Raw genomic sequence first — 16,506 nt, 5'->3', positions numbered from 1 at the left:
AGGTCGAAGAAGAAGGAAAATCTCAAGGAAACTTGGCAGGTTTAAAGTTTCGGTTATTTATTCACGTGCGGAGTAGCTGATGTCACAAGGATTTAACCAGTCACCCGGAGGGACGTTTGGTTCTTCCTCTGGAGGATTCTCCGGTGGACAGTCTGGTTTTGGTGGAGGATCACAAAGTGGTGGTTTTGGTGGTTCTTCAGGCGGGTTTACGGGAGGGACTTCGGGCGGGTTCACACCAGCAGGTTCTTCTGGTTCACCATCAGGCTTTTCGACGCCCCATGCCGCGCCACAAAGCCCCGCACCGGGAAGCTCCACAGGCAGCTCCTTAGGCAGCTCCTCGGGGAGGAGGCGAGCAGGTGGGCGACTTCAATCAGCACCCACTGAATGGATTCTCCCCGGCCTAGTCTTAGGGCTGATCAGCCTTGGACTCAATGCGTGGATTACTTTTGGTGCGCCAGTGGCCACCGATAACCTCTTTTTCATTGTGGCAGTAACTGCCTGGGTGTTGGCAGGAATCTTGAGTGTGCTTTCCATCGGTAAGTACATATCGACCGTCAATGAACGAAAATCAACCGGCTTTTATACAGAAGTGCCGTGGAAGAAGACGCTGTTTACCGTCACAGCCATTCTTTTGATCGCCGCTGTTGTGTGGTCCGCACTAGATATTGCCTTGTGGGTAGGAAAGCAGTCATGGTGAACACATTGAACTTTAAAACTGTGGACGTACCTCGATTAACACGTGGAGTTGTTGCTGCAACCACCGCGTTATTTTTCGGTGCTTTAGTAAGTTTCGCGCCGGGAGCAATGGCACAAGAACCACCTGTTGCGGAAAACGGAGCATCAGGGTCACTGAGTAATTTGGGTGCATGTATCGCTGATAAAGGTGCTCTTGATGTCATTATCATGATTGATGAAACTGAGTCGTTGATCCATGAGGCTAAAGACGGCGTGGTTAATCCAGATCAGCCAGGCGCAGATGCCCAGCACCACCGCGTACCGGCAGCACAAAGCTTTGTGGATGAGCTTCTAGCCAAGCAAAGTGATGGCGATTTGAATACCCGCATCCGGGTTGCGGGTTTTGGTCAAACCTACAAGTCTGGTGCCACTGATCCAGATAATTATGGTGCGTGGACTGAACTAAATGATTCCACGGCCAGTGGGGTTCAAGATGAAATCTCTCGCTTCGCGGATCGCACTCAGGAGCAATACACCAACTATGCTTCCGCCATTGAGGGTGCCTACCAAGATTTCACCCGCTCTGGATCTGAGAATTCTTGCCGCATGCTGGTGACTTTTACCGATGGTGCATTGACTGCCCAGGAAGGCGCAGATGTTGCTGAAGCAGCTTTGTGTGAGCCTGGTGGCGTGACAGATAGATTGCGCAGTGCCGGTATTACTCACATTGGTATTGGTTTATCTGCTCCCTCCAATCCTTCTGATTTCAGCCTTCTTCGGAGCACCACCGCAGGTGGTGGCACCTGTGGTGTAGAACCAGCCAATGGTGCATTCTTCCCTGCAGATAACGTCGGAGGACTTTTTGCAGCGTTCCGTGAGGCTTTAGCCATTGGTGGCGAAGCAATCGGGGAAACCCGAGCTGGCGATCCGTTCAGTTTCACTTTGGATAATTCGGTGAACTCCGTGCGTTTCACCGCGATTGCTAAGGATGATCTTGGTGCGAACGCTCACTTGGTTTTAACCGCACCCAATGGCGAGACTGTAGAGCTGAAAGATTCCGGAAACACCACTGCCAACAACACTGAGGTTAGCTGGGAAGCTGAAAGCTCTCCCGTGCAGATGGCTGATGGAATCTTAAATCTGCAGGAAGGCGGGGACTGGAAGGGAGTATGGCAGATCCAATTCCAAGGGATCGATCCTGCAGCAGTTGATGGACGCGTATTCAACTCGGTGGAAATCCAGCCGGATCTCCAAGTGGTGTTTGGTGGAGGGGAATCTGCCGATGGTTCTTTGAATCTTCGCGATGACCAGCAGTTAAATATGCAGTTGGTGGGCCGTGATGGTCAGCCACGAGTTCTGGAAGGCTCTGCGTTGGTGGATCTTGGTTTCACCCGTGCTGATACAGGTGAGTTCACCCCATTGGCTCAAGGACTGGATATCTCTGGCGGTGATCTAAGCTTCCCGCTGGATATGATTTCCCAGCTGCCAGCTATTGGCACGGTGGAAGCCCGCACCACGATTACCACCGCAGGTGTAGATAGTCTTCCCGGCACCACGTTGAGTCCAATTCTTAACACCACACGCATCGCCATTACCCAGCGCGATATGCCACAGCTTCCGGCATCTGTGCGCTTTGCAGCAGATCAGGACGTGGTCACTGTAGATATCCCGGTCACTGGGCCCGGCAAGGTATGGGTTGCTCCTGGGACTCAGCTCAGTGGAGTACTACCAGATGGAGTGGAAGGCATCGCGGTATCCAGTACGTTCGACAGTCCCGAGAATGCTTTGGTGCTTGGATTAGATGAACAAGGTACATTGCCTGCTGAGTTAACCGTGAGTGATCTTCGCGATGGCCTGGTCAACGGCTCAGTGCCACTCCAGATTTCCAATGCGGAAGGCGCTAATGAAACCAGCGTGGATCTGCCCACCGAAGGTACATTAAGCGTCCCGATTAATGCCTCTACTTTCGCAGCAGCCTTCATTTTGGCACTTGTGTTGTCTCTTCTGATTCCGCTGCTCATTTTGTACATTGTGCGATTTATCTCCGCAAAGGTCCCTTCAGCGGCGATGAGTGCAGTACGAATCCCGGTGGATTTCTCCGGCGAAGCACTGCGCTATGCAGGAAACACCACCCCTGATCTTGCAGCTCAAACTACTGCATCCAAGCAGGTTGTGGTGCACGGAGACAGCTTCAATGTGGAAGGCCACAAACTTAAAGTCCAGCGTTTCCACTGGCATCCGTTTGCTTCCCCATCAGTGATCGTCCAAACCGACCCATCGATTAGCGGCGATGGGAAACAAGTGGGCACTCAGGCGAAGCTTCCACTGGCAGTCCAAGGCAACTGGTTCCTCACCGCAAGTGGGGCTGACCCAAGCCGCATGGAACTGATCGCTCTCACCAACCTGCCGCGCGAACAAAGCCAAATCGACCGCATGGTCGCCGACATCACCAGCAAAGCCCCCGATAGGGCACGCGAACTACAAAAATTGCTTGACGACGCCGCGACCTCCCAGTCCGCCAAGACCCCACCGCGCGCGCCAGAGGCAGCCGCGCAGGGGAGCGTCGACAAGCAAACTCCTAGTTTTGGCAGCAGCCCTGGAGGCGGCTTCGGATCGGGTGGTGGCTTTGGATCCGGTAGCGGATCTAATGACACCAATGGTGGATTCGGTTCTGGCGGCGGCTTCGGTGCGCGATAGCCTGTAACGTGCGATTAAAAACTGATTTAAGGATAAACACATGAAGAAAGTTCTCGTTGTCGGCTGCGGTGGTTCTGGCGCAAAAACGCTTGCATATATGATGGACCAGCTCAAGACCACCCTTGCGGATAATCTTCCCGAGCGTTATCCAAACCCGAAGGAAGCAAAGCTTCCCGGGGCGTGGCAGTTTGTGTCCGTCGATGTGCCGACCTCGCCAGAAAGCCCCGGCCCGAACCTTCCGAATGTTCCCGAAGCCGGTGGGCGTTATATTTCCTGTGGCTCTTCGGATCGTTATGCCACGGTCGATACCGCGGTGTCGAACCAGCTTGCCACCCGGGGTGCGTTGGGTGGGGTTTCTTCATGGGCGCTTCGGAACCCTGATTCTGAAACCACCCCAATTAGTAAAGGTGCAGGCCAGTACCGTTCGATTGGCCGCATGCTTATCCTGAGCCGCCTTCAGGAAATCCAAACTGAATTGCGTAAATCATGGGACGTTTTGTTTAGCGGTGAAACAGAACGTGAGCTCGCTGATCTTCGTTCTGCACTCTACGGAACATCTGTGTCCAGTGGCGAAACCTCTAAAGAGCAGCCAATTATCTTCGTGGTGTCGTCCATGGCTGGTGGTGCGGGTGCGTCGATGGCGCTGGATATTTGCCGACTCCTCACTGGACTTGAGGGCAATGCAGTGGGATTGAGCTCGCTGTTTATGGTGACCCCGGATATTTTCTCTCAGCTCTCCCCAGATCAGGTTGCCGGCACCAACCCCAATGCTTTGGCGATGTTTGCGGAGCTTGCGGCAGCTCAGATGGGTGCAGCATCAGAAGAAGATGCTCGTCTGTTTAACGCATTGGGTGTTTCTGTTGGCGATGATTCCATCCCAGTGGGTCGTATCTTCCCCGTGGGTATCCGCTCTGGTGAAAACGGCGCACTGTTAGGTGATGGCAAACCAGATACCGTCTACCGTGCCCTTGGTCGTGGTCTTGCAGCATTGATGGCTGATGAAGTGTCCATGGACAACTTTGAGCAATTTACCTTGGGCAACCGTGGCGGCGGAAGCGCTGATCAAAGCAAGTACGCGTGGGGTGCCCAAGAAGCTAAAAACATTCCATGGGGCAGCTACGGCTACTCGCAGCTATCCATGGGACGTGATCGTTACGCGGAATATGCAGCCCAGCGCCTGGCACGATCTGCGGTAGATCGCCTACTCAAGGGACACTTTGATCCAAGCAATGATGCCGCCTCTGATCAGCAGCTTCAAAAGCGCCTACAAAATAATCTGCCATCGATCATGGGCAACCTCAACGATGTTCTACCGATCACCACGCCGGTGGCAGATTGGATCTTCCATGGCTTCAACCAGGTGATTGAAAACTGGACCCAGCGCATGAAACTGGCCATCAAGGAACAGATTCCAGCAGCCAATGGCCAACGTGGAAACGAATGGATTGGTGATGTTCAGCGCGCCTTCCAAGCATGCAGCCAAGGCATCGAGCACGATAACCGAAATGAGCTGTACAAAGGTGTCGCAGATTGGGCCAGCGCAGATGTGTTGCAGCGCCGTGTAGTGGAAATGCTTCGTGATGAGATCGCAAAACTCGGTGTACCTTATGGCGTGAGCGTGATCGAATCGCTAAGTGCGACGATCCAAAACCAACTGATCGGGCAACTGTCTGATCTGTCAAACAGCCGTGCACCAGAAGCCGTCTCACTTGATGATGCCAGCCGCAGCGAATTGGAAAACAGCAAGGGAAGAATCGATGATTCTGATGGGTACATCCAGGAAATTGTGTCACGATCCACTGGTCAGCTTCATGCTCGTGCGGTTCAATACATTGCAGACCACATGGCTGTGGTGCTTGATGATTTCCTGCGCAACTTCATCTACCCGCTCCAGCGCACCATCGAACGCGAGCACCACTCCCTAGAAAAGGACTACCAGCTCACCAACGATGTCAACCTGGGTATCTCCCAGCTGAAAACCAATGTGCCCGCGCTGTGGCCTGATGAATCTCAAACCACCGTGCCTACGCGTTTTAGCCAGGCAGCCAATGAAGTGTTCCTGACTGATGTGGACTCCTTTCCGGAGCAATTCCAGGCGCACATCCGTTCATCCACCGATGACATCAATGAACAAAACGATTACACAAGCGCTCTGCAAGAAGCCTCCACGAGAGTCGTTAGTGGCGTGTGGGAATCCAAGTCCGGTGCGGAGAAAGCACCACGTGATTTGATCCGGCTTATCGACGTCTGGGTGGCCCGCGATCTAACCCGGGATCCCTCCGGTTCCGGAAGCCTGCGCGACCCTAAACCAGCGCGCTTTGATCTTAAGATTGACACCGGCGAAGTGCTCGAGCGCTCCCGCCAATACATCCGCCGCCCTGGTTTTTCCTTCCAACAGTTTATCTCCAGCTCACTGCGTGAATTCATCACGGCACCGGGCTTGGCGGAACACGAACGCCGTGCCCGCCGCCAGCAGGTACTGAGCAAATTCAGCGAAGCAATGACGTATGCGCTTCCCCTTGCACAAATTAATCCACAGCTGGTTCGGGCACTTTACGGCGATGAAGTCCGCTACAACTTCAACTTCTCCCGCATTCCTTTTGCCGGTGATGAACTAGGCGCGAGCTTAGAGCAGGCAGTTCGTGATTATCCGAACCACCGACCAGCAGATATCTCCAAGCCACTGGGCAAAGCTTTGGTCTCTCAAGGCGAAGAGCGTGCCATTGATATCTTTGGTTCCTACCCCAACTACGCACCCATCGTATTTGATTCCCTGCTGCCACCCATTGAAAAGCAATGGCGCCAGATCACCGGAGATCGCACAGAATTCTGGCATGGACGCCGCACCCGTCCTTTGACCGCAGCACTGCCCATGACTGACCTTGAACGCAACGCCATGGTCAGGGGATGGTACGTCGGCCGCCTGGTTGGACGCGTATTTTTCCCAGCAACGTTGGATACCGCAGACACCACCCCAGTGCAGATTTACGATGAGAAATCTGATTCCTGGATCAACTTCTCCACACCAATGCTTACTCCAGTCTCCCGTTTCCGCGGAAGCCTGGACTGGCTACCGAACCTCTTAGAGTCGGCATCGTTGGCATGGGCACGCGCCGGGGAACGCCCCGTCTTTGAATCCGTTGAGCCCTACATTCAACTCCGCCAGCTGTGGGATGACGCCGCAAGCCCATCCCTACCGGGCCGCACCACGCGCGGTGAGAAGTTGCTGCACAAATGGCTTTTCGACGGCGAACGCATGGCCGGAAACGTCCTTCAAATCCCAGGAACCGAAGCTGGTGTCACCCCAGCAGCACGTTTCGAGGCTGCGAAGAACTTCCTGCAACGCCAAAACGACATCGCACAAAACTACGTTCCAAGTGACAAACTGCGCCAAGGCCGACTATTTACCACCGCAGATCGGCCTTTCGGTGACGTCAAAGACCGTGAGTTAGCTGCACAGATTCCAGTCTTTGCTGATATTGCAGCCGATGTTTTCGATGGCACCCAAGAAATCATCGACATCTTGGAAAAGTGCTTGGCTGCAGGCCCTCCATCAACGCAAGTTGTAGACATGAACGTAGCTCGCCGTGATGTGTCTTCAGGACCTTCTCTTCCTGGTGAGGGTGAGTTCTAAATGTCCGATGCCTATTCGCAGGACACCATTTTAACGGTGTTCCTGGGGAGGGGCCTGACCTCTGAAGGGATCAGGCAGACCCTGGAAGACTTCGCGGAAACCGGCCTGGTGCGCAATCTGGTGTGGATTGATGCTGACAGTTTCCACGAATCGTCATCTGAAGTCACGCATTTGGCCACCAACCACGAAGGCCTCCCGGAGCTCCAACGACGTCCCTTCAATGAGTTGGTGTCTAGGTCACGTACCACGAAGCTGCATCTCGGGGTCATCAACGTTATCGATGGCACAGAAGGAATGCTTCATGCTGAGGAACTCAATCCACTGGTTGGAATCATCGACAGCGTGTGTTCCCACCACCAGATTCATCGATCCAACGTGATGATTGGTGCGGTAGGCGCACCGCTGGATAAAGATCTGCCGATTCTTCGTGGTTATGTGAACCTGATGTTGGCACCCGAAGATAGCCAAAGCCCTGGCACTGCAACGGTGACCTACCGTCATGGTTTTAACGATCACCGCTTTACCTTGCATTGCGTGGCCAATATCGCCAGCTTGTATGGACTGTGGGAAGGCAGTACCTCTGCCCCCATCGAACAGCTTGTGCCAGCGAAAGGTTCCAGCTTCCGCTTAGTGAGGTCTTTTTACAGGCGCATTGATGGGCAAGCAGTTCAAGCACGCCTGAAGGAAAAGATTCTCAGCACTGCTGAAAACCCGCTGCCTCGCCTGGATGTCCCAGGAAAGGAGCGGACTGCGCAGTATGCGGAGAACCCAGATACCTTCGCGCAAAAAGCAGCACGTGAAATTCTCGACGAGTTTAGAACCCCACTGATCGGGGAAGAAATCGTAGCTCACGTTGAGAAAACGAAAATGATCTCAGGAAGTGCCGCTGTGAGGCAGTTCTTCAGCACGTGGTTGAAGAAGATGGTGACAACCCCCAACCGTTTTTTTGCCGAGTTTTCTGCTGAATCAAAAACTCTTGCAGAAGATGCGCTTCAAGCCAGCATCTACGGCAATTCCGGTTCAGCTACGCGAGTGGGAGATCGAGTCACCGCAACTGCTCTAGATGGAAAAACACACCAAAAAGCGGTGCAGACTGAGGACCTGAAAATCAGATATGCTGCCGATCTTCAAGATTTGTGGCAGGCGTATGCGAACACCGCGATGAGTCTTCTTGATGCACAACCTCGACTCATAGCTCACGGTGAAAATGGTTTTAGAACACCAGCTGTGGTTCACACTGGACAATCCCAACGAGTCGTTGTGGCAAGGCGCAGCGCAGATGTTATTCCAGGTCCAGAAACCAACTATGGTGACGGCCTGCCCGTAGAAGTCAAAGTGGCAGTAGATGTCGAAGAGGTACCCCCGTACGACCTGGAAGGTGTCGCTGAGTTTGAGCGTCGATTAGCAAAAGAAAGCGACCGCGGGCAGCGCGGAATGGGACAGGTAATCGGTGAGTTCAAGCGCTGGCAAGACCAAAACTCGAAGAGTTTTGCCTACTTTGTTGGCTCCGGCCTGCAAGATTTAAAACGCGACATGGAAGCCCAGGAAATTCAATGGCGCCGAGAAGTCAGCCGTCTGTCCCAACAGGGAAAATCCTATGCCGGTACAGGTTTAGGATCCCGAATCTTTAGGTGGCTGGGGTGGGTATCCTTCTGGTCCGCAGCGATTTTCGGCGTGTGGTGGGCAGCTGAATACTACTTGGCTGAAACCTCAGCGGAAATCAGCCGGTGGGCCACAAGTTTCGCTGCAACTGATCAAGCATTCAAATGGAAATTCTTTGGCATTTGGTTTGGCATCTGGCTGTTTTGTTGGATTGCGCAATGTGTGTGCGAAGCCCGTGATGAAATTCGTTTCACTCACCTGCGAAAAAACCTGGTTACCGAGCTTGATGCCGCAAAGAAAAACGTTGAGATCTCAGAACTTGCACAGTTGCGCATCGAGGTGGGATATCAACAGTTTTTATCAATATCCAAAATTATGGGTTCTTTGCTGGAACGACCTTTCGGAAATATTGAACGTGCCCGCAGGGAATCACCAATCCCCATAAATTCGATGCCCGATTCAGTTATTTTCGCTGAAGCCATTCCAGATTCCGATGCGGTGGAGAAACTGACCCGACAATTCCGCCGAGACCTGTATAAACAAGGTTGGATGAGCACAAGCGTGATGGCTGCTTTAGATGATGCATCCGATGCTTTGGCAGCTGAGACCGGAAATAGCATTAATCCCAATACCCTCTTCGGCAGCACTGGCGAAGGCTCATATGGTGATCTTGCTCGATTGTCTGAATATCTCAGTGGCGATCAATACCGCCAGATAGACCGCAGTGTGCAGATCTGGGACGACATCACCACGAAACTGTCCCAGGAAAGCCTAGAAGTCCGTTCCGGAATTTTGAATTCCCTCCAGATTTATCGTGCAGGTAAAAAAGTTGATGCCCCATATCAGCAGCCACTGAAGGATCTAGTACATGTCGGATTTTTCAACGGTGAAATAGCCAGCGAAAAAGGTCGCGTAAAAGGCATTCTTAGCCTGGATCCATCCCTGTGCATGTATCAGCCACAGGAAAACGAGTCAGATGCAATCGGAATCAGCGAAGTCCTACTCCAAATCAGCGAGCCTGCCGAAGACTCTGATATTTCATTTATCCGACCTCAACACACAACCTTCGATCCAACCTTGTTCGACCGCATGCCTACCAATGAAGATTTCCGTCCCGAAAACCCGGTGGATTCACCGTTTTTCGACCGCGGTAATCATTCACCACATCGGCCAGAACTACCAGGTACGGGAGAGTTTTAATGGCTAGCGAATACCAAATTCTCAGTGCATTTAAAACCTGGCGCGATATCGCCCGCACAAAATTCACCGAAGATCAGCTTCCCACCGACGAGGAATTACTCGCCACCGCAAAAGACCCTGACCAGCTTAAACCTGGGGGCGACTATCCAGCACTTCAAGTGTGGGCGACAGCTCTTCGACGAGTCTTAGGCTATGTCCAAGTAGGGACCCTCCATGTCATTGAACAGGGAACTGACGAGGCGATGTTTACCCCTGACCTTGATTTTGACAAGCATAGTGAACTTGAAGATTCCAACGTGGGCCAAGAGATGTACGAGGATGAACCTGCTGATTATCACTACACAGAAGTAAGTGAGACTGAACCGGAGACTGAACAAGAGCCTGAACCGGAGACTGAACCTGTAACTGAAACGAGCGTTGCTGAAACCGAAGCCGAAGCCGAAGCCGAAGCCGAAGCCGAAACCCAGGTCCCTGCACCTGCACCTGCACCTGCGCCTATGCCTCGTCGACGACGCCAAAGCAGAGGTTCGCACCGTTCTGCAACCACTGAAACACCGGCACTTGATCGTGATATTCGTAATTGGCAGGACTACGAGTTCGCTCGCCTTGATGGATTTGCAGAGGTCAGGCACGTCCACGGTGGATTCCTGCGGGTTACTGCAAACCTTACTGGTGGTCTTGATCTGGAATGGGATGCACCGGACCCTTTTATAGATGCAGCCCGAGTGTTCCGCGTTGTCAGTGATGAGGTCGCCTTTGAGCAAGACCCCGATCTAGGTGAACACCGCGTAAGCACGGTGGGCAGCCAATGGGTTGATCAAGAACCTTTAACCACTGCATATCGCATGTATCAGGTGTGGATGTATGAGGGTACAACTGAGTCCGCCGCTGTGAATTCTCAACCACAGTTGGTCGGGGAGTCCGTGTTTATCAACCCTGTGTCCAATATCGAACTATCGGTGGCAGGTTCAGAGGTCAAGGGGCAGTGGGCTCCTGCTGAACACACCCACCGCGTTGCTGTTTATGCAGCTCCAAGCAATGAACGTTTGGTCACGGCATCTCGAAATGAGATCGCCACCGATAAAAACAACTTCCAGGGATTCCGCTTCCACCCGCAGCACCGCGGCCGCGAATACAAATTTGTTGCGCGCCGGTTTGCAGAAATCCACGGAAAATTGGTCGGCTCAGCGCCTTCAGAGGAGTTCGTCATCGACGTCCCAGCTGAAGTCGTCGAAGTGCCAATTGCGATTCAAGAGCTTTTCGACGGATTCAGCACGAGTTTTCACGTGACGTGGGACGCTCCCCACTCTGGTGAGGTATGGATTTACCGAACACAGGAAGCCCCAGAAAGCGATCTGCAATTCAACGCGATTGAAACTGACCAGCTGGAAAGCTTTGGATTAGCGCGCAGAGATTGGGCCAATGACCTCGAGGATACAAAAACATCTTGCAATGTGATTTGGCCTGAAGATTGGTATTCCATCTTCCTCACACCAGTCAATGTGGTGGGCAACCAAGCTCAAGTCGGACAAACTTATTCGCGTGTTCGGGTGGGAGAGATTAGCCGTCCGAAGCTATATGAGCGTGTGAACAACCAATTGCTTACTTTTGGTTGGCCTGAAGAAGCCCACGAGGTCACCGCTGTTTTTGGCGAGCGTGGCTCTGGTCATGAAATTGGGCCAACTACGGATACCCCAGGTTCCAGCCTTGTTTCCATTCACAGGGAAGCCTATGAAGAGGAAGGAGGAATGCGGGTCAAACTACCGGGCGCCGGTGATGTTGCGTTGTTTGCCTCCCGAGTCTACGAAGGACGCCAAATCTGGGGACAGCCAGAAATCCTCGCTTACCGAGGTTTAGATAAGTTCAGTTACAAACTGCATTTGAGGGAAAACCGCTTATTCCTGTCTATTTACAGCGAGCGACCAAATAAGCAGTTCAACCAATTCTCTTTGCGCATCCACCCGTCTCGTCTTCCACTGGAGCCAGAAGATGGTCAAGAAGTGATGACTCGAAAGATTATCAATGACGGCGAAAACCAGCAGTTCGCTGACCTTTTAGCTGGCATTAGTTCCTCCTCTTTGCGTTCTGAGCAGGAACCAGAAGTTGAGTTCTGGGAAATTGACCCAAAGATAGCTAGCCTGCCATCAACCAGTTATTTTCGACTGTTTATTCATCAGGAAGAATCCGATGATACCCATGTGAAGGCTCTCATCGATCCTGCTCCCTCATTACTCAATTTGGGAACGTGGATCGGCGGAAGCAGGTGAGTTGTCCGTGGCTATGAGATGGACTCATGTCACCTACGCATCCTTTAAAGGAACTGCAGGCAGAGGTGGATGGAAGGTGGGAACTTGGTCTGCGCAAGCAACAAAAGAAGACCGTCAATTCATCGCGGAGGTAGCGCCCACTCACATTGAAACGGTGACGCCTTTTGATGATTTCATCTCTTCAGAAGATATTGATGCGTTGCCAAGAAGGTTTGAATACCGTCCATTGCCAGGTAGATCGTTGATCATGCAGTCTGTCCCTGCAGGCAAGGACGCTACGGGTCGTCCGGGCAATGTATTTACCCATGCAGTCATCGATGGGGATTTAGAAAGCCCTTTGGAATCTGTCTATCCCATTTCCTTGTATCGCTCACCTGATTTGCTCACCCCTTTTCGTGCCGCTGCTGTTAATGCTTCAGAACTTCCTATAGATTCTGGTGAACCCAGAATCGGGCCGATGACTGATTTGTCTTTGGCATGGATGATGGTGGACAGCATGTTTGGTGATCGCAGGCAAGTGTTCTACCAGCTTCAAGATGTCCTCCAAGCAGGGGAGAAAACAGCTGTATTGATTCTAAACAGCACAAACGAGGCAGCCTATTGGATCCAAGCGTTGTCATCGACCTTGACTCCAAATGAAGCTCGGCGACTGTTGCACTTTTCTACATTTGAACGTGCAGCAACCTTGCCGATTCCAGATAAATCGATGGATGCTCGTTCCTTGTTTGTTGTCCCAGGAATTGACCGCGAGTTGCTCGCTGAGCATCCAAGGATTGTGATTATAGATCCAGAAAATCCACAGCATGCAAAGGCTGCTCCACAAGGATCCTGGTCTAGGATGACACAGGGGCTTTATGCTGATGGTTTTGATGCCGATGAAATCGTCGCGGGCCTAATCAGTGCCAACGAGAATTTGGATAACAGCCAAAAAGAGCTAGCCCAATTTGGAGACGGTCTAGCACGATTTATCCGAAGCGGTCGTTTTTCCAGCACGCATCCTATACGAGTACTTGCTGATCAGCATATGTTTGGAAAGCGTCCAGATAAGCTTGCTACCCAGGCCGTATCAACTAAACCAGCACCCAACCCTAATGAAATTTGGGCGCGCGCATCTGAAGTGATTCATAATCCTCGACGGGCATCAGAATCACACGATTGGCCAAGCCTTCGGAGGCTTCCTGATAGCAGACGCAGGATCAGCAATATGTCAGAACAAGCGATCAGCAGTATTGAAAAACTGCATGATTCGCCAGCACAGGATCTTGTTTCTTATTTGGACTTCCTCCTGAAAACAGAACTTGCGACAAGTATTAACGCCGCAGATCCGTATTTCCGGAGTAGTTTTTCGGATTTCCCAGCGCTTGCCAACTGGCGACGCGTGAGGCTTAGCGCTGATGCACATCCCCGCTTGAGAGAGCTGCTTGTCGACGCAGAACGTGATGCCAGGAATAGGGCACCTGTAGGAATCGTGCTGGATCATGTTATTTTGCACGTCAGCAGAGATAAGTCTTTGCCTGAGATAGAAGCATGGCTAGAAACGCCTCAAGCTCAACAAATCATTGCTGGAATTAACAACGGCGTGTCTGTGCAGACTGGAAGGAACCACTTCATGTGGGATCTTTTGCGGGTCTATTTTGCCATCGCAGTGTTTGGAAAAGACGAAACGTACAGGGCTTTCAGCACATTGACGGTTGATTCCGTATCGCGTTTTGTGCAATCAACGCGCAAAGAGGGAAAAACGGAAGATATCCGGAGATTTGAAAGATTCGGTGAACAGATCGCACTCGATGATCTACCTTTGGTGCTCAGCAGTGCTCGGGCAATCCAGCATTACCGTAGCTATATCGAGCGAGATGTCATTAATAAGAAAGTATCCCGCGATAGGGACGTGAACAAGATTTTTGCTGTGGTTGCGCAAGCTATCATCAAAACAATTAGTCGGAATAATAGTGGAGAGGACATGCGGTCATGAACGTGATTCGATTAGATTCCAACCAGACCTATGACATCCCACGCGAGGGGTTTTCTGCACGGCTTGAATTTGACCTCAGCGCATCTGTGGGATTTCGCGTAGAGGTTCCTTCCACTGAGACCAATCGACGCGGGAACACCTGGTGGATCCGTAATCCTCAAAGACACACTGAGGTCACGGTATTTCCTGATGGTGGTCCAGGCGAATTCCCCTCAGGAACCAAACTATATGTGTCCGTGGTAATCCAGGAAGCAGGACGACAAGAAACCACGCTGCAGCTTCCAACGTACCCAATCGGTGGTTTACGCTCGATCCCAATTCTTAATGTATTCCCAGGCCAGGACATGATTCGTTTGCAGGCTGGGGATGTCAGCAGCGATAGTTCTTTGGACTCTGAAGCCGCAGCAGTTCGATCAGCCTTGGGACGCACAATCGATAAGGACGGCTCAGCTGATATTGCTCGAGCTAATGTCACAGTATTGGTGGACAAGACATCCTCGATGAAAGCGAGTACAAGCCGTGAGGTATTCGATCTCATGTGTTCTTTTGCCACAGGTGTTTTATCAGTAGTCAGTCAGGGACGTGCTATTCACGTGATGACCAGCAGTGCTACTGACCTGCGGGTTCGGGTTGCTAACCCTGAAGAAATAGCCCAGCTTTCGGAAAAGTACGCGCCGGTAAGAGAAGTGGGGTGGAACTGCGATCTGCACCAGATTTCACCTGAAGATGCTCTCGTGGTGATCTCTGATGATATTCCTGCTGAAGTACTGAAGTTGCCCAACAATTTACATGTTCTAAGTTCCAGAAAACCATTGGTGGATCACGGAACCAGCTTTACTTACTTTGATTCACTGCTTATAAACGCTGTCAAGAATCATGATCAGCGTCTGCTAGCTGGACCTGCACATCAAATGTTCAATGCGTTGACGTCGGCTGTACAACGAGAGGACTTACAGGCATGACCGCTCCCGATCTTTACCAATCTGACACTGGTCTACTTCCCACGCGGTGCCCATTTACGTTCAAAGTTTTACCGAACCCAGAAGCCACCGCATCACCATTTGTTGATGCAACGACTCAGGACGCAACCTTGCCAGACGGATGGCAGAATTCCGGGACGTTGACCTTTGCCATGGCAGGTGATCGATCATCGGGAAAAAGTATGTACATCGCGGTGATTGTTAAGCTCTTGCGCAAACTTGTTGTTGCTAACGGCGGATCCTTTTTATATGCCGATGAGTACACGAAGCGGATTTACCAGGAGAAGTATGAAAAGCCGCTGTTTGAACAGATGGGGCTGCTTCCACCAACGCCACCAGCTTCTGCTCCTGATGCGCATCAGCAACGTCCGTTGATTTTTGATATCTCTACGTCGAATCATCCAGAGCAGCGACTCTTTGTAGTTTTTAGAGATGTCGCGGGTGAAGATCTGCAGGAAGAGAATTTTTCGGATCGTGAATCAGAATTGGAATTTTTCCAGGAAGCGGATCGCATCTTGTTCCTGTTTGATCCAATGTCTGTTCCAAGAATCCGACAGATGCTTGAAGGCTCCGTTCCTACTCATGACGTAGGAACCGATGGTCCGATGGTCGTGCTGAGAAACGTACTGCGAGTGTTGGGACCTGAACATCGACCCAAGATTTCCCTATGCATGTCAAAGTTTGACACCATGCAGCATCTATCTGAAGTAAACCAAGATCACCTGCATTATTCAGGAACAAATATGGTCAACTGGCAGCGTGTGATGAGCAATTTCGGGGCAACGTTCCGCCGAGATAGCGCTCCACTTGATGGTCCTTATGACCGCGTTGCTGGGGAGATTTTGGACCTGGAAATCCGAAGCATGCTGCAGTGCTTGGATGCAACGCATTTATTGAATCAGCTCAACCAACCTTTAGCTGGTGACGCTTCTTATCCGGTCAAGTGCTTTGCGGTGTCGCCTTTGGGAGCAAGTCCTGAAGGTGATCGCATTAACCGAAGCGGTATCGCACCATTTCGTTGTCTAGATCCTTTGAGAGAGTTGTTCTCAGAAGTTGGGATTTTGGAGGGGCTGGAGGCGTCGAGAAGCAATTTGGTGCCGAGCCAGCCGAGTCATCCCGCTCAGCCGGTCCCTGCGATGCCGGAGCCTCAGGAATTGCCGGCAGAAGAGCCTAAGAAGCGTGGATTTTTGAGGTGGTTTAAATGAGTTTTCAGCATGCCGATGGCGTGAGGCTTGATGCGGTTCGTGCGGAGGAAGATTATGAAGCGCAGCGTCAAGTACGGCGCCGGGCTCGGAATCGTTCAGCGATTGCGTGGATTGGCTCAGGGTTTTTAGCCGTTGTGATTATTGTGCTCGTGATGGTTTTCATCTGGTCGCGCATTTAGTTGCGCAACAGCTTGCGCATTTAAGGACTCAATAAAGCGTCGAAATCTTGCACTCGCACCCCTTGAGTGCTAGAAAAGTAGTTAGCACTCAGCTA

General features: G+C 51.8%; 9 protein-coding genes. All 9 read left to right on the top strand.

Features of this window, described 5'->3' with window-relative positions; all coding sequences use genetic code 11:
* Positions 1–79: 79 nt before the first annotated feature.
* Genes N24_RS14305 through N24_RS14265 form a run of 9 tightly spaced genes read left to right on the top strand, consistent with a single transcriptional unit; the run spans position 80 to position 16,411 of the window.
* Positions 80–697 carry a hypothetical protein gene (locus N24_RS14305; RefSeq protein ID WP_096458561.1) on the top strand — a complete coding sequence of 206 codons (618 nt, stop codon included), beginning with the start codon at positions 80–82 and terminating at the stop codon, positions 695–697.
* The gene (locus N24_RS14300) at positions 691–3,372 is read left to right on the top strand and encodes a vWA domain-containing protein (RefSeq protein ID WP_096458558.1); all 2,682 of its coding nucleotides are present in this window, start codon (positions 691–693) and stop codon (positions 3,370–3,372) included. The genes N24_RS14305 and N24_RS14300 overlap by 7 nt, the downstream gene beginning before the upstream one ends.
* Before the next feature lie 40 nt (positions 3,373–3,412).
* Complete coding sequence (locus N24_RS14295; RefSeq protein ID WP_096458555.1) at positions 3,413–7,006, top strand: tubulin-like doman-containing protein; 3,594 nt, start codon at positions 3,413–3,415, stop codon at positions 7,004–7,006.
* Entirely contained in the window at positions 7,007–9,808 is a 2,802-nt protein-coding gene (locus N24_RS14290) for a hypothetical protein (protein WP_096458552.1), read from the top strand. It abuts the gene before it with no gap.
* On the top strand, positions 9,808–12,075 hold the full coding sequence (locus tag N24_RS14285) for a hypothetical protein (RefSeq protein WP_096458549.1): 2,268 nt from the start codon (positions 9,808–9,810) through the stop codon (positions 12,073–12,075). The genes N24_RS14290 and N24_RS14285 overlap by 1 nt, the downstream gene beginning before the upstream one ends.
* Positions 12,076–12,088: 13 nt before the next feature.
* Positions 12,089–14,047 carry a GAP1-N2 domain-containing protein gene (locus tag N24_RS14280; protein WP_231911029.1) on the top strand — a complete coding sequence of 653 codons (1,959 nt, stop codon included), beginning with the start codon at positions 12,089–12,091 and terminating at the stop codon, positions 14,045–14,047.
* Complete coding sequence (locus tag N24_RS14275; protein ID WP_096458544.1) at positions 14,044–15,009, top strand: hypothetical protein; 966 nt, start codon at positions 14,044–14,046, stop codon at positions 15,007–15,009. Before N24_RS14280 ends, N24_RS14275 begins: the two co-directional genes overlap by 4 nt.
* Positions 15,006–16,232: a TRAFAC clade GTPase domain-containing protein gene (locus N24_RS14270; protein WP_096458541.1), complete on the top strand. Its 1,227-nt coding sequence runs from the start codon at positions 15,006–15,008 to the stop codon at positions 16,230–16,232. The genes N24_RS14275 and N24_RS14270 overlap by 4 nt, the downstream gene beginning before the upstream one ends.
* Positions 16,229–16,411 carry a hypothetical protein gene (locus tag N24_RS14265; protein ID WP_096458538.1) on the top strand — a complete coding sequence of 61 codons (183 nt, stop codon included), beginning with the start codon at positions 16,229–16,231 and terminating at the stop codon, positions 16,409–16,411. The genes N24_RS14270 and N24_RS14265 overlap by 4 nt, the downstream gene beginning before the upstream one ends.
* Positions 16,412–16,506 lie beyond the last annotated feature (95 nt).

Origin of the sequence: Corynebacterium suranareeae (assembly GCF_002355155.1) — a bacterium.
In the GTDB taxonomy this organism is placed as follows: domain Bacteria; phylum Actinomycetota; class Actinomycetes; order Mycobacteriales; family Mycobacteriaceae; genus Corynebacterium; species Corynebacterium suranareeae.
Note: the sequence above shows the minus strand (reverse complement) of the source record. Positions and strands in the feature narration are given on the sequence as shown.

What these genes read in the sequence shown, in the direction of transcription:
- N24_RS14280 (WP_231911029.1), top strand. Translation starts at nt 12,089, where the DNA reads ATGAGATGGACTCATGTCACCTACGCATCCTTTAAAGGAACTGCAGGC.
- N24_RS14290 (WP_096458552.1), top strand. Translation starts at nt 7,007, where the DNA reads ATGTCCGATGCCTATTCGCAGGACACCATTTTAACGGTGTTCCTGGGG.
- N24_RS14265 (WP_096458538.1), top strand. Translation starts at nt 16,229, where the DNA reads ATGAGTTTTCAGCATGCCGATGGCGTGAGGCTTGATGCGGTTCGTGCG.
- N24_RS14285 (WP_096458549.1), top strand. Translation starts at nt 9,808, where the DNA reads ATGGCTAGCGAATACCAAATTCTCAGTGCATTTAAAACCTGGCGCGAT.
- N24_RS14270 (WP_096458541.1), top strand. Translation starts at nt 15,006, where the DNA reads ATGACCGCTCCCGATCTTTACCAATCTGACACTGGTCTACTTCCCACG.
- N24_RS14300 (WP_096458558.1), top strand. Translation starts at nt 691, where the DNA reads ATGGTGAACACATTGAACTTTAAAACTGTGGACGTACCTCGATTAACA.
- N24_RS14275 (WP_096458544.1), top strand. Translation starts at nt 14,044, where the DNA reads ATGAACGTGATTCGATTAGATTCCAACCAGACCTATGACATCCCACGC.
- N24_RS14295 (WP_096458555.1), top strand. Translation starts at nt 3,413, where the DNA reads ATGAAGAAAGTTCTCGTTGTCGGCTGCGGTGGTTCTGGCGCAAAAACG.
- N24_RS14305 (WP_096458561.1), top strand. Translation starts at nt 80, where the DNA reads ATGTCACAAGGATTTAACCAGTCACCCGGAGGGACGTTTGGTTCTTCC.